Annotated in this window: 7 protein-coding genes; all 7 read left to right on the top strand. The window is 44.7% G+C overall.

Going from position 1 to position 14,494, the window contains the following annotated elements; all coding sequences use genetic code 11:
* Positions 1-22 precede the first annotated feature (22 nt).
* The 7 genes from H8S64_RS01245 to H8S64_RS01210 all read left to right on the top strand — a co-directional run bounded on the left by H8S64_RS01245 (position 23) and on the right by H8S64_RS01210 (position 14,491).
* On the top strand, positions 23-2,383 hold the full coding sequence (locus H8S64_RS01245; protein WP_186974632.1) for a Gldg family protein: 2,361 nt from the start codon (positions 23-25) through the stop codon (positions 2,381-2,383).
* A gap of 61 nt (positions 2,384-2,444) precedes the next feature.
* Positions 2,445-2,909, top strand: coding sequence for an immunoglobulin domain-containing protein (locus H8S64_RS01240; RefSeq protein ID WP_186974631.1), 465 nt, complete (start codon positions 2,445-2,447; stop codon positions 2,907-2,909).
* 100 nt (positions 2,910-3,009) lie between these two features.
* Positions 3,010-5,688, top strand: a complete 2,679-nt coding sequence (locus H8S64_RS22375) for a MutS-related protein (RefSeq protein ID WP_222621123.1) — start codon at positions 3,010-3,012, stop codon at positions 5,686-5,688.
* A 31-nt stretch (positions 5,689-5,719) separates the two neighbouring features.
* Positions 5,720-9,028 (top strand): golvesin C-terminal-like domain-containing protein, encoded by a 3,309-nt coding sequence (locus H8S64_RS01225; protein ID WP_186974630.1) that lies wholly within the window; start codon positions 5,720-5,722, stop codon positions 9,026-9,028.
* A gap of 93 nt (positions 9,029-9,121) precedes the next feature.
* Positions 9,122-9,682 (top strand): RNA polymerase sigma-70 factor, encoded by a 561-nt coding sequence (locus H8S64_RS01220; RefSeq protein ID WP_099291027.1) that lies wholly within the window; start codon positions 9,122-9,124, stop codon positions 9,680-9,682.
* Between the two features lie 78 nt (positions 9,683-9,760).
* Complete coding sequence (locus H8S64_RS01215) at positions 9,761-10,933, top strand: FecR family protein (RefSeq protein WP_186974629.1); 1,173 nt, start codon at positions 9,761-9,763, stop codon at positions 10,931-10,933.
* A gap of 96 nt (positions 10,934-11,029) precedes the next feature.
* Positions 11,030-14,491 carry a SusC/RagA family TonB-linked outer membrane protein gene (locus tag H8S64_RS01210; RefSeq protein WP_255469372.1) on the top strand — a complete coding sequence of 1,154 codons (3,462 nt, stop codon included), beginning with the start codon at positions 11,030-11,032 and terminating at the stop codon, positions 14,489-14,491.
* Positions 14,492-14,494 lie beyond the last annotated feature (3 nt).

Here is a 14,494-nt window from a genome sequence, read left to right as displayed (position 1 = left end):
TTAAATTTTATTCGCAGTAGAGATGAAGACGATATTTAAGATAGCAAAGACGGAGTTACGGGATTTGTTTTATTCCCCAATAGCTTGGTTGATTTTGATTATATTCACGTTCCAGACCGGCATGTTGTTTGCCGGGACGATCTCGGAGATCGTGGGATACCAGAGCATGGGTAGCGTGGGAGCCAACCGGACGTTGGGGATTTTTGGCGGAGAGCGAGGTTTGTTCGTGGCGGTGCAGTCTTACTTGTATTTGTATATTCCGTTGTTGACGATGGGGTTGATGAGCCGGGAGTTGGGAAGCGGTTCGATTAAGTTGCTTTATTCTTCCCCGATCACGAATGCCCAGATTATTTTGGGTAAGTATTGCGCAATGTTGGCATACGGGTTGGTGTTGATCGGGGTGTTGTTGGTTTATGCTATTTACGGGATTTGTACGATCGAGAACGTAGATATTCCTGTTATTTTGGCGGGGCTTTTGGGATGTTACCTTTTGTTGTGTGCTTATGTGGCGGTCGGGTTGTTTATGTCGAGTTTGACTTCTTACCAGATCGTGGCGGCGGTAGGGACGTTGGCTATTCTTGCCGTGTTGACGTACGTGAAGGGGATGTGGCAGGCTGTCCCGTTTGTCCGGGAGATTACTTACTGGTTCGGTATGACGGGGCGTTCCGATAATTTTATGATCGGGATGATTTGTAGCGAGGATGTGCTTTATTTTGTCGTGGTGGTGATGTTGTTCCTGTTAATGACAATCATTCGATTGCAGGGAAGGCGGCAGAAAGTGGGTTTCGTGAGATCCTTGGGCAAATATGTCGGGGTGTGGGGTTTGGCTGTGGTGTTGGCATATGTTTCTTCCCGTCCTGTTTTCAAGTACTATTATGATGCGACTCACACGAAAATGAACACGTTGACACCCAATAGTCAGGCAATTATCAATGAATTGGATGGCGGGTTGACGATCACGACTTACGTGAATATTTTGGATAAAAATAATTGGGTGGGATTCCCGAAGAATTATAATGATGATGTACGTCGTTTTGAACAGTATACTCGTTTTAAGCCGGAGATTAAAATGAAGTACGTGCTTTATTATGACACGGTTAAGAATGATTATTTGGAACGGGCATACCCGGGAATGAGTTACGAGGAGAAGGCGAAGAAGGTGATCGAGAGGGAGGAGTTGAACCCAAGGAAGATTTTGAACCCGGAACAGATTCGTGCGCGAATTGATTTGAGAAGCACAGAGGGGAATCGTACTGTACGTCTGTTGGAGCGGGAATCCGGGGAGAGGACTTTCTTGAGGTTGTATGATGATCACATGATATATCCCTCGGAATCGGAGATTACGGCAGCTTTGAAGCGTATGGTGATGACGTTGCCCACAATCGGGTTCTTGTCCGGGCACGGGGAGCGTGAAACGGATCGTCCGGGAGATCGTAATTATTGTATGTTTACTCACTTGCCGATGATGCGGCAAGCGTTGGTGAATCAAGGATTTGATTATAAGGATGTCACTTTGGAGGAGGAGATTCCCGCTGAGATCAATATTTTGGTGATTGCAGAGATGAGGGAGGCGATGACGGAAGCGGAAAAGGAGAATTTCGATAAGTATGTTGCCCGAGGTGGTAATCTGGTGATTATCGGGGAACCCGGACGACAGGAGGTGATGAGTCCGGTGTTGGAGCCTTTCGGGGTGAAACTGGTGGATGGTTTTTTGATTCAGCCGGAGAAACCGAAGGATCCCGAGCAGGAGAAATTGGATAACGCGAATCTTGGGCCCTTTGCCGGTTTTATAGCCCCGAAACAGCCGATTGATTTGATTGTTTCACAACCGACACCGGAGGCTGAGGAGTTGTCGTTTGCTTTCCGTTACATGAGACCTAATTACGTGGTGGTTATGCCTACTGCCGCCGGGTTGGAATACACGACGGATAAAGGATTTGACGTGATACCGTTGTTTATGTCTGATTCGACTTGCTGGAATGAGTTGGAAAACACGGATATCGTGGATCAAGAGGTGGTGTGTAACCCGAAGGTGGGTGAGGTGCAGAAGTCTTACCCGTTAGCTTTGGCATTAACTCGTAAAATGGGTGCTCGAGAACAAAAAGTCATCATATTGGGTGACGCAGATTGCTTGAGTGACGGGGAGCTTACGAGTAACAGAAATCCATTGTGGGCTGCTAATTACGTGATTATTCAAGGTGGTTTCTTTTGGTTGTCGGATGGCGAGGTGCCTATTGACGTGAGGCGTCCGGGGGCAATCGATAGGAGATTATTAGTGAGTGATACGGGAGTCGAGGTACTTAATTACGCGTTGCTTGGCGGGTTCCCCGGGTTGTTGCTTTGTCTTGCTTTGTTTATCTGGTTAAGGAGGAGAGGCAGATAGTTTAGAAAGTTTTTTATTGCAATATAAAACGATAGATGTTGAATTATTAAATTGAGTTACTATGAAAAAGATTGTAATGTTTTTAATAGTTTCTGTATTTTTTCTGATAGGAGGAATGGCAGAAGGAATGGCACAAAAAGCGAGAAATAAAACTACTTTAGAGCCAGAAGTAGTACAAACTCCAAGTTCTTTAGCGGTTTTTCCTGGGGAACGTGCTACTTTTAATTTTACGATAAAAAATGTAGCATTGTGCGATGTTGATTTAATTTTAATATTTTATCAAAAGCCTGGGCAAAATCCTAGATTGCTTTTAACTATTGATAAGAATGGCAATGTGCGTCGAGAACAAGGTGTAAGTTCTAGAATTTCAGCATCTATTGATTTTAGTAATAATGGTGGACGACTCATAATCGATTCGGTACAACCTGACGATGTAGGAGATTATTATGTTGCGGTAGTAAAAAATGGTATGTATTATTTTTCTAATGGAGGGAGATTAGAAATTAGGCGGGATTATAAATTATAGAATTTATAATATAAAATCCTAAAGGAGGTTATTTATCAAGGAGGGAATTGTTTGTATTTCCCTCCTTAAAAAAGATTCTGTTTGATTTAAGCGTAATTTTATGGCATTTGTAACGGACCAACAGACGTTAGATGATCTCGGAATTTTTGGGAAAGGGGGCAGATCCTCGGTGTATGCTTTGTTTAAAGCAAGAACCCGGGGTGGGGCTTTGGTATTGAAAGATATGTTTTGTTGTCCGTTGTCGGATGCCCAGAAAATTAATAGACGCAGTGCCGTGATCCGTTATTTTCAAGAGCGGGAGATCGAGTTCCCGTTTATGCCGGAGTGGTTTAATGTTTTCGAGTATTATTTGGGTAATCAGGATAGGCGTACACGGTTGGCGGCGGAGAAGAATACTTTGGAGCGTAAGATGCGTAAGTTTTCGGGGCGGGAGAGAGAGTACGCGTTGTTACAGAAGGGGGTACTTGCCGGGATTCGTGTCGTGAAGGGAGCGGAGAAGTTGTTGCAATCGGTAGCGAAAAAACGGGTACCGGATGAGTACAGGGAAGAGTATGAACAGATGTCGGAGATATTGAGGGATCCGAATTTGGCGTGGGCTTTGTCGTTGAAAAATCCCAAAAAGTTGTCATACTCTCAGATGGTCGATTATGACTCTCGTTTTAGGTTCGATGGAAATGAGCAATGTAAGAAATTGCTTCGTTATCTGCATGAGATAGACGTTTATATTTCTGTTGCCGAGGTGGCACGGAAGCGGGGATTTGTTTTCGGGCGAGCCTTGGAACCGGAGGCGAACGAGTTGCTCGCGGAGGGTATGTATCATCCTTTGCTTGAGGGTGCCGTGGGAAACACGCTGAATGTGGATGGGAATAGCAATATGATTTTCTTGACGGGGGCAAATATGGCGGGAAAATCGACGTTGATGAAGGCTTTTTCCATTACCCTGTTTTTGGCGCATATGGGTTTTCCGTTACCGGTGTCGCGAATGGAGTTTAGTGTTCGGAACGGGATATACACGACAATTAATTTACCGGATAATTTAGATTTGGGCTATAGTCATTTTTATGCCGAAGTATCGCGGGTGAGAAAGGTGGCGGAGCAGGTCCGGCGATTGGGGAATTTGATTGTGGTTTTTGACGAGTTGTTCCGGGGAACGAATGTTAAAGATGCTCATGATGCGACGGTCGCTGTTGCTGGAGCTTTTGCCGCGAGAAGGGATTGTATGTTTTTGATCTCGACTCATATAATCGAGGCGGGAGAGGTATTGCGGGAGAGGAATGTTAACGTGAATTTCGTGTATCTCCCTACAGTGGAGAAGGACGGAAGGCTGGTTTATCCTTACACGTTGGAGCGAGGAATCTCGAATGACAGGTACGGGATGGCGATTATAGAAAAGGAGGGGATAGTGGAGATGTTGAAAGCCAAACGGGAGTGCGGGAAGGCGCAAGAAGAGTTCGTGGTAGATAAACAGACTTTGGCGGATTTGCATATCCTCGGGAAATTTAAAGACCGCTCGATATTCAACCTGTTTAATCATACTTGTACACGAGGTGGGGAGCAGGTTTTGGAACGTATGTTTCAACATCCTTTGACAGATGCGAATGCAATAAATGAACGGGGGAAGGTGTTTGAGTTTTTCAAAGAATCAGGAGTGGCGTTTCCGTTTACTAGGGAATTGGTGGATAGGGTGGAGCGCTACCTGGGGATACAGGTTTCCGCTATACGCGGAATAGCGTATTTGAAAGTTTGTTGTTTGAAGCTTTTTCGTCGTGTGGCGAAAGAGAAGGTGTATGATATGATTTATGCGGGGATTGTGGATACTGTAGAGTTGTTGCGGGTGTGTGTGGAGTTTAACGCTTTGTTGGATAAAGGTGACGGGGATTCGGTTTATAACGGGGTGATACGGGAAACGAGGGGGATTGTGGAGAATAAGTTGTTGCGTCCGTTATTCGGGAAACGGGGGAATGGAGGGTTTTCTATGTCGGAGGTTGCCCGTTACGATTATTTGTTGCGTCGTGTTTGCCGGGAAGAATTAAGGCGTTTGCTGGAGATTATTTATTACACGGACGTGTATGTTGCCGTGGCGGCTGTAGCGAAAAAGATGAGGTTTGTCAGAGCTGTGGCGTATGGTAAGGAAGAAGGGGTGAATCGAATTGACGTGAAAGGTTTTTCTCACCCGTTGATGGTGGGAGCTGTGGGCAATTCTATTCGGATAGACCACGAGCGCAACGTGTCGTTCCTGACCGGGGCGAATATGGCGGGAAAGTCGACACTTATGAAAGCATTTGGAGTGGCTGTTTACTTGGCGCATATAGGTTTTCCCGTGGCGGCGGAAGTGATGGAGTTCTCGGTACAGGACGGGTTGTACTCTTCGATAAACGTGTCGGATCATTTGAATTTGGGGTACAGTCATTTTTATGCCGAAGTGGCACGGGTGAAGCGTGTTGCGGAGGAGGTGTGTGCAGGGAAAAATCTGGTAATTATTTTTGACGAGTTGTTCAAGGGTACGAATGTGAAAGATGCTTATGATGCGACAGTGGCTGTGATAACGGCTTTTGGAAGTAGCCGAAATTGTTCTTACATGGTTTCCACGCATATCACGGAGGCGGGATTTACGTTGGCAGAAAAGAGTGAGCATTTTAGGTTTGTGTGTTTGCCGACTGTGATGAAAGGAAAGATACCCACGTACACCTATCGGTTGGAAGAGGGGATTTCGAATGACAGGCTTGGGATGATGATTGTTGAAAACGAGCGGGTGGTGGAGATTATAACGGGAAAATGAATGTGAAGTAATTGATGTAATACGGATGTTTATGGAAAGTTTGCGGGAAATGATATGTATCGTTAGGTATGAAATGAAACAACAACTTCGGAGTTGGGTTTTTCGGGTGTTTGCTTTGTTGGCGTTGGTAGGTATTGTGGTGTGTCACGTGTACTGGCAAGGGGAGGGGAATTGTGTGAACTGGAGGGCGGTGGCATTGCCTTGCTCGATGCCGTTGATGAACGCTTATCTTTTTAGCGTGGTGCAATCATTGTTTTTAATCGTGATGATGGCGGAAGCTTCCCGTAGAATGAGGCGATTGGCAGGAAGGGAGGTATTTCAAACACGGCCTTATGATAACGTAACGTATTATTGGGGAGTGCTAGTGGGGAACTTCCTGCTCTTTTTGCTGTTGAATGTCATCGTGATTCTCGTGTCGGTGTTGACCGTGAACTTGACGAGTTTCGCTCCCGTGGGGTGTAAGTATTACCTGTTTTACCTGTTGACGTTAAATATCCCGGTGTGGGTGTTCGTGGCGGGAATGACATTGTGGCTCGGGAACGTGGTGAAGTGGCATTGGGGGAGTATCGTGTTGCCCGTGTGTTGGTGGTTGGGGTGTATTCTGGTGTTGCCTTACTGGCAGCACGGGACGTTGGATTACACGGGATGCGGGGTGCCGACTCTTTTTTCCGAGATGGTGGGACATTTGAACCCGGGGCGTTATGCCTTGCACCGGTTGATTTATCTTTTGAGCGGGATGGGATTGTTGGCGTGGAGCGTGAGCGGGATGAAGCGATTACCGAACCGGCATGGCACGGGGCGAGTGTATATGTTATTCGGTATAATGTTGGTCGTTGTTGGCGTGGGGTGTGGAGTGGTTCTGGAGTGTAGTTTTTACCAGGATCGTTTGTTCCGCTCGGGGTGTCGGGAGGCTTTCGTGCGGCATTGGGATGAAACGACTTGCCGGGTAAAGAAACACGCCATCGTGCTGGAGCAAGAGGGGAAGGAGTTGAGTGTACAAAGTGATATGGTTGTGGTTAACCGGAATCGAGAGGCATTGCAACAAATTACACTCTTCTTGAACCCGGGATTGGATGTCACGGGGGTGCAAGTGGACGGGAAGAGTGCGGAGTGGCATCGGGACTGGCAAGTGTTGACAATTGCGAGCGGTTTGGAAGCGGGGGATTCGGCGAGAGTAGAGGTGGATTACGGGGGACGGGTAGATGATAGGTTCTGCGATATACACTTGACGGATGTCGTTTACGAGGATGCTTTGGGTGGGGATCATTTTTTTGCCCAAGGGCGCACGGGGGCTTTCGTGGAGGAGAGTCTATTATTGTTGACGCCAGCCGTCGTGTGGTATCCCGTGGCTTTGCCGCCGGTGAACCCGTTGATGCCGTTGGCGACGGGACGGGATTTCACCCGTTTTCGCTTGGTTGTCAAGCATCCTTTGCAGCGGGTGGTGATTTCACAAGGTAAGTCGCTGAAACAAGAGGAGAGTATTGTATTCATGTGTGAAGAAGCGGGTATGTCCGGAATTTCCATTTGTGGGGCAAATTATGTATCTCATGTGATTCCGATGGATGAGCAATTTGGACTCCAGGTGAATGCCGTGAGCGAGCAAGATGAGATAGTGAAAAGAGTCACGGGGATTGATAAAAAGCCTTGGATCGCTTTATGGAATGACACGTTGGTCGGTTATAACGAGTGGAAAAAGAACGCTACAACGAGTTGGTATTACGAGAGTGAGCCTTACTTGTACCTGTTGGAGGTGCCGGTTTCGTTTCGCTTGGACGCTCATGCGGGGAAAACGGAAAGCGGATTGGTGGAGCCCGGCATGATTTTTTGGCGGGAGAGAGGGTTTGATATGGATATCATTCATATATTGGAGGGGAAAAAAGTGGTGGGTGATGTTTGGAAACTTGACGGGAGGGTAGAGGAGCTGGTGAGATGGTATCGTGCGATATTTACTTCACGGGAAACGGGATGGGATAGTCATCCTTTCTGGGGAATTGGAGGGGAAAAGGTACACAGAGAGAATGATCATGTCGGGATAACCGTGTGGGACGAGGAACCTATTCGGGTGTATTGTAAAAAATATCCTTTCATGGGTAAGATGTTCGATAAATTGGTCCGGAGTTATTCGAGTTCTGCCCAAGGATTACCTTGGGAGGCATTGGGTGACACAAAGGAGTATTTGGATGATTTTATCGGGCGGTCGTTGTTGGAGATTGTGGCAGATGGAAAAGAATTGAATAATTTAGTTGAGAAAGAGCAAGATTTATGGATGCGGTTGATGATGAAAATCCCGATGCGAGAGTTGCGGGCAAGTTTGGATAGTTTGTATGATTACGGGGAGGGAGAGGTGGCTTATGATGATTTGATGCGAGGGTGGCAAGAGCGTTGGGGGGTAGATGTCGTTGGTATCATAGAGGATTGGATCACGACAACGCATGAGCAATATTTTAAGGTGAAAGATGCGGTGATTTATAAGGAACCGGGAACTCAATATCGCAGAGCGGAAGCAAAGATATTGAATGCAGGGAGAAGCGGAGGGTATGTCATCGTGGAGTACGGGGCTTTTAATAATGTCCAGCGTAGTATTTGTTACATAGAGGCGGGGGAAGCGAAAGTCTTCACGTTGGTGACCGATAAGGACGTGGTGAGTATCAATACCGGGTTGTCGGCAAATCGTCCTGCCATTTTTAACTTTAAAAAAGATCAGTCGGGGAAATGGGATGATGCTTGGAAGTTGGGAGAGGAGTGGCGCACGATACCCGTGTCGGAATTTATGGAAAGGGAGGACACTGGCGAGGTGGTGGACGATCAAGACAAGGGCTTTGAGTTGCGGGATGGCAATCTCACTTGGCTTCAGCGCATGAGAAAGGAGAAACCGATGCTTGTGTCCAGCACGCAGAGGGGAGGGGATGCCACGCATTGGAAACGGGTGATTAATGTCGAAGCGTATGGAGATTCGATACGCGGTTATCATTACATTGCTGGAGGCAAGGGTAAATCGTCCGCCACGTGGCGGACAAATATCCCGGAGGAGGGGCGTTACCGGGTGATGGCCAAGGTCTACAAGGCGTTCACGAGGATGTGGTCTGGCGACGAGAAAATTCCGCCACTTGATGGAATCATTTATTATTACACGCTCTCCTTTGGTGGGCAACGGCAGGAGGTGGAGGTGAATTTGGACGTGGAGTTGCCTGGAAGGTTCGATAGTTCACGCTGGGTTTCCCTCGGGGAGTATGATTTGCCGGAGGGAGAGATGAGCGTGACGCTTTCGGATAAGGAGATTCGCGGACGAGATGAAATAGCTATCGTGGCGGATGCCGTGAAATTTATAAGGTTGGAGTAGGTATTTTCGATTTTTTTAATCCGTTTATCCGAAATAAATTTTTATTTCTTCTCCGGTAGTCATATCTTTGTTGAAAATTCTGCTGGTGTGGAAATGAATGGTGTCGAATATGATTTTGTTCGTCGGATTAACGAAAAGGAGGAACGGGCGTTTCATGAGATGTTCATGAAATTCCGGTCTTATCTTGTCATGTTTGCCATGCGTCGGGTGGGACAGCAGGAGGTGGCAGAGGATATTGTGCAGGAAGTTTTTATTTCGGTGTGGGAGGGTAAGAAAACGTATAATTCTTATCATGGTTTCAAGGCTTATCTTTATGATCTGGTGCAAAACAGATGTTTCAATTATTTGAAGCACAAACAGGTGGAGGATAGATACTTGTCTTACGCTAAACAGGTAGGGGAAGAGGCAGAAGAAAGTTATAATTTGCTTCAAGAGGAAGTGTATCGTGAATTGTACATTGCCATTCGTGCGTTACCCGAGAAGTGTCGTGCGGTTTTTGAGTTACATCTGGAAGGGAAAAAGAACGAGGAGATTGCCGAAATCTTGGGTATATCTGTTCTAACAGTCAAGTCCCATAAACAAAATGCCCTTCGTTGCTTGAAAGAGTACATGGGGAATTTATTCCTTTTGTATATGTTTATGCGAGAGATTTGATTTATTCCTAAAAATTTTTGAATTTCTTTTGCTACTTTTTATACCTCTTGTTGTATATGGGGTAAATTAATAGACGTCATGTACACGAGTGAAGGAAATATTATTCAATTAATTCGGAATTGTTTATTGGGTGTGCTTTCTTCGGAAGACCGACATAAGTTGGATGTATGGTTGGAGGAGGAGCGGGAAAATCAGCTACTTTTTGAGAAAATCAAGAAGGAATTGAGTTTAGGATCGGAAGTGGCTGTGTTTAATAAGTTGAATGACGAAGAAGCATGGTTACAGTTCAAAGAATTGAGAAAACGTAAGAGTAAGTTACGGATAATAAGGCGGATGTTGTGGTATGCTGCCGTAATAATGCCTTTGACTTTGGGTGTTTTATGGTTTTGGGATGTAAATTTTCACGAAGAGAGAGAATCGGCTTCTGGCATGGAGAGCGTGATTCAGCCGGGTGTTTCCAAGGCAACTTTGGTCGCGGCTAATGGAGAGGTGTACGAGTTGAGAAAGGAGGTGCATCAGGAAGAGATAAAAATGGGAAACGGGCTTGTCGTGAAACGTGAAGAAGGGAATTTGATTTATGATTCAACGATGATAGTGGAAGAGAGGACAATGATAAACACGTTAAAAATTCCCCGGGGAGGAGAATTTAAAATTACTCTTTCTGACGGGACAAGAGTGTACTTGAATTCCGCGACCGATTTGAGGTATCCGATGGTGTTCGATCAAAAAGAACGAAAAGTTTATCTTTCAGGAGAGGCTTATTTTGAAGTAAGCAAGGACGAGAGCAGACCTTTTTATGTCGTGGCGGATGACGTGGTGATTCGGGTGTACGGGACAGAGTTTAACGTGAATACGCATTTGGAACGGGGAGTACAAGCCGTGTTGTTGAGCGGAAAGGTGGGAATCTGCGATAAACGGCATGGAGATGAAATAATCATGAAACCGGGAGAGTTAGCTTGCGGAAACAGAAAGGACGGGGAGATTACATTGAGGAAAGTTGATGTACGTCAATATGTGGCTTGGAAAGACGGGTATTTTGCTTTCGAGAACGAAACATTGGAGCAAATTATGAGTACGCTGTCTTTATGGTATAACGTGGATGTTTTTTTCCAAGCCGAATCTGTAAAAAAAATGATTTTTACCGGCTATATGAAACGATATAGCGAGATAGACGAGATTTTGAGAGCAATCACGGATGTCGTGGGAGTGCAATTTTCTATAAATGACCGAACGATTGTTGTATCGAAATAAAAACGGAAGGTGTTGAAGGCCTCCCGTTGATTCTACCCCATAGGCCCTTGTTGGAGTTGGACTTTGGGAATGTTGAACTGTTTAATTTACAAATGTATGAAAAAAAATCGATTATGCTATCGATTGAGTCGAGAGCATGTGAAAAAAAAATGGATGATTATGAGATTGTGTTTCTTGTTAATTTGCGGTTTTACCTTTTCTCTTTCCGCTAATTCCTTGGCACAACAGGAAAGAGTAACGTTAAATCTGAAGAATGTTACGGTAAAAGTATTGCTGGATGAAATTCAGAGACAAACCAAACTGTGTTTTATCTTTAATCCGCTACAGACGGATCAATTGGGGAAATTATCGTTACAAGTAAAGAATGAAACGGTAGAGGAAGTTTTAAGACGTGTTTTGAAAGATACGGATTTAACTTTCAAGTTTCGTGATGAGCTTATAATAATCACGAGGAAGGGGGAAAAAGATGACGAGAAGAAAGAGAAAACAATTGTAGCTCAGGGAATAGTGAAGGATACGAAAGGGATTCCTTTGCCGGGAGTAACGGTGATGATTAAAGGAACCTCGCTAGGTGTTGTTACTGATGTCAAGGGGGCATTTAAAATAGCATTGCCTCAAGATACTGTAACCCTCGTTTTTACTTTCGTGGGAATGAAAACCCAAAGTGTGAAGCTGAAAGCCGGCGAAGAGCGCAAAGATTTGAATATCGTGATGAAGGATGATGAGCAGAAGATCGATGAGGTGGTGGTTACCGGATACATGAATATCAAGAAGTCCAGTTTCACGGGGAGCGCTACTCACGTGAAAAAAGAGGATATCATGAAAGTGGGGGCTTCAAACGTGATTGATATTTTGCAGGTGTTCGATCCTTCTTTGCGTGTGATGAGGAATAACGATATGGGGTCGGACCCCAATACGTTGCCGGAATTTTATGTACGAGGTCGTTCAGGAATTTCTAATGTAAGAGAGTTGGATGCGTTGGAAGCGGAAGATGTGTCAAAGTATGCTTTAACCAATAATCCGAATACACCGATTTTTATATTGGATGGTTTCGAGGTTTCCGTGCAGAAGATTTATGACATGGATCTTAACCGTATTAAGGATATCACAATTCTAAAAGATGCTGCTGCCACGGCTATGTACGGTTCCCGCGCTTCTAACGGAGTGATTGTGATCGAAACGGTGGCTCCAAAACCGGGCGAATTGACAGTGAATTACAATGGTAATTTAGAGATTACGGCTCCTGATTTGAGCAGTTATAACTTGATGAATGCTAAAGATAAATTAGCGGCAGAAGTTGCTGCCGGTTTATTTGAACCGGAAAATGCAATTTCTTATGAAAGTAGTTGGGATAGTTGGTGGAGAAGTGCTTACAGTGCTTATATCAAAAAGTTGAATTACGTGTTACAAGGAAAGGATACCTATTGGTTGTCACAACCATTGCAGACGCAGTTTAATCATAAACACAGTGTGTACGTGGAGGGAGGGGCTGAGAATATTCGTTTTGGAGTGGAGTTGCGTTACGATAATCAAAACGGTGTTATGAAGGAATCTTATCGCGATCGTATTGGTGCCGGATTGACATTGGATTATCGTTGGAAGGGTTTGCAAGTGAAAAATCAAGTGAATTACAACGTGATGAAGAACGAGAATTCTCCTTATGGTTCTTTTTCCGATTATTCCCGTAAACAACCTTATGCTTATTGGTTGAATGACGATGGTTCATGGGTGGAATTGATTTCTAACGGGGCAACTTCTGTTAAGAATCCGTTATATGAAGCCAAGCAGGGAAATTTCAGCAAGAACGGATATAAGGAGTGGACTAATAATTTGTCTGTCAATTGGTTCTTTAATGATCATTGGATGGTTAAGGCCCAAGTGGCGGTTACTTTAAATGACGCTTGGACGGAAAATTTTACATCTCCAACTTCGGGTACTTATACTGAACGGGGGCAGTTATTCAGTAAGGGTGAATTGATAAAAACCGAAACGAAAACTAATAGTTGGGACGGGAATGCATTTCTTTCTTACAATCGTTCGATAGGAATACATAATATAAACTTCTCTGCTGGTACAAATATTAAATCAACGAGTACGAAGTATATTTATTCTCATTATCGTGGTTTTCCGGATGCGGACCATCATTCCGAGGCATACGCTTACGAGATCGTGAAGAAGCCCACGATGTCAGATAATGAAACGCGTTTGTTAGGAGGATTTGCGATTTTGAACTATAGTTTGAATGATATCTATTTGTTTGATGCTTCTTATCGTTTTGACGGTTCTTCCGAGTTCGGTACAGAGCGTAAATATGCTCCTTTCTGGTCATTGGGAGCGGGATTGAACATTCACAATTATCAGTATATGCAAAAGTACGGCTGGTTGAATAATCTGAAAGTTTCTGCTAGCGTAGGAGAAACCGGTAAATCAAATTTCCAGCCTTATGTAGCTCGTAATACGTTGAACGCGATGTTGGATGACTGGTATCCAACCGGAATCGGAGCTTCTTTGGTGGCGATGGGAAATGAAAACCTGACGTGGGAAAAATTGTTGACGTGGAATTTCCGTGCGGATATCGGGTTGTTCAATCGGGTGATGATAAAGTTTGATTATTATATCAAGAATACGAAAGATTTGGTGACAGAAGTTTCTTTGCCGCTTTCTTCCGGGTTCTCGGTCTACACGGATAACATTGGGGAAGTCGAGAACAAGGGATTCGAGGTAGATGTGAATTGGCGCGTGTATTCTACGAAGGATTGGGATGTTTCTCTTTTCGGAAACTTGGCGCATAACAAGAATAGATTGAAATCTATTTCCGAAACATTGAAACGATATAATGAGCGGATTGATGAATTTTATGCCGGGTACAAAGAGATCGCGGAAGGTTCGAAAATGCAAACGATCATGAGTACCATAAAGAAAAACGAACCGTATATGAAGCCTTATATGAAGTATGAGGAGGGAAATTCGCTGACGGCAATCTATGGAATGAAATCTATCGGTATAAACCCGGCGGACGGACAGGAAATCTACGTGAAACGTGATGGAACTTTGACTTATGATTGGTCTTCTGCCGAACAGCAGAAAGTGGGGGATTCGGAGCCTTGGGCTCAAGGTGCTTTCGGTGTTAATTTGCGTTGGCGAAATTTCACTATGTACACGACGTTCCTGTATGAATGGGGTGGAGATGCTTATAATAGTACTTTGATCAGTAACGTGGAGAATGTGGATTTGAACGCTTATAACGCTGATTACCGGGTGGTGTTGGATAGATGGCAGGAGCCGGGTGATGTGAGTCCGTTAAAGGCGTTGAAGGATCGGTATAATGTGACTCGTCCGACATCTCGTTTCGTGCAGAAAAATAATTTCGTGAACTTCAATTCCTTGTCTTTGAGTTATGACTTTAATCGCGAGTTAATCCGTCGTGTGGGACTGAGTACATTGAAATTGCAATTTAACATGAAGGATATCGACACGTGGTCGACCATCAAGCAAGAGATGGGGTTGTCTTATCCGTTTGCCCGGACGTTTACATTTACGTTGAATGCTAGTTTCTAACTA

The sequence above is a fragment of the Butyricimonas hominis genome, assembly GCF_014287455.1.
GTDB lineage: Bacteria > Bacteroidota > Bacteroidia > Bacteroidales > Marinifilaceae > Butyricimonas > Butyricimonas muris.
This window is presented reverse-complemented; position numbering and strand designations above follow the sequence as displayed.

What these genes read in the sequence shown, in the direction of transcription:
- H8S64_RS01245 (WP_186974632.1), top strand. Translation starts at nt 23, where the DNA reads ATGAAGACGATATTTAAGATAGCAAAGACGGAGTTACGGGATTTGTTT.
- H8S64_RS01240 (WP_186974631.1), top strand. Translation starts at nt 2,445, where the DNA reads ATGAAAAAGATTGTAATGTTTTTAATAGTTTCTGTATTTTTTCTGATA.
- H8S64_RS22375 (WP_222621123.1), top strand. Translation starts at nt 3,010, where the DNA reads ATGGCATTTGTAACGGACCAACAGACGTTAGATGATCTCGGAATTTTT.
- H8S64_RS01225 (WP_186974630.1), top strand. Translation starts at nt 5,720, where the DNA reads ATGGAAAGTTTGCGGGAAATGATATGTATCGTTAGGTATGAAATGAAA.
- H8S64_RS01220 (WP_099291027.1), top strand. Translation starts at nt 9,122, where the DNA reads ATGAATGGTGTCGAATATGATTTTGTTCGTCGGATTAACGAAAAGGAG.
- H8S64_RS01215 (WP_186974629.1), top strand. Translation starts at nt 9,761, where the DNA reads ATGTACACGAGTGAAGGAAATATTATTCAATTAATTCGGAATTGTTTA.
- H8S64_RS01210 (WP_255469372.1), top strand. Translation starts at nt 11,030, where the DNA reads ATGAAAAAAAATCGATTATGCTATCGATTGAGTCGAGAGCATGTGAAA.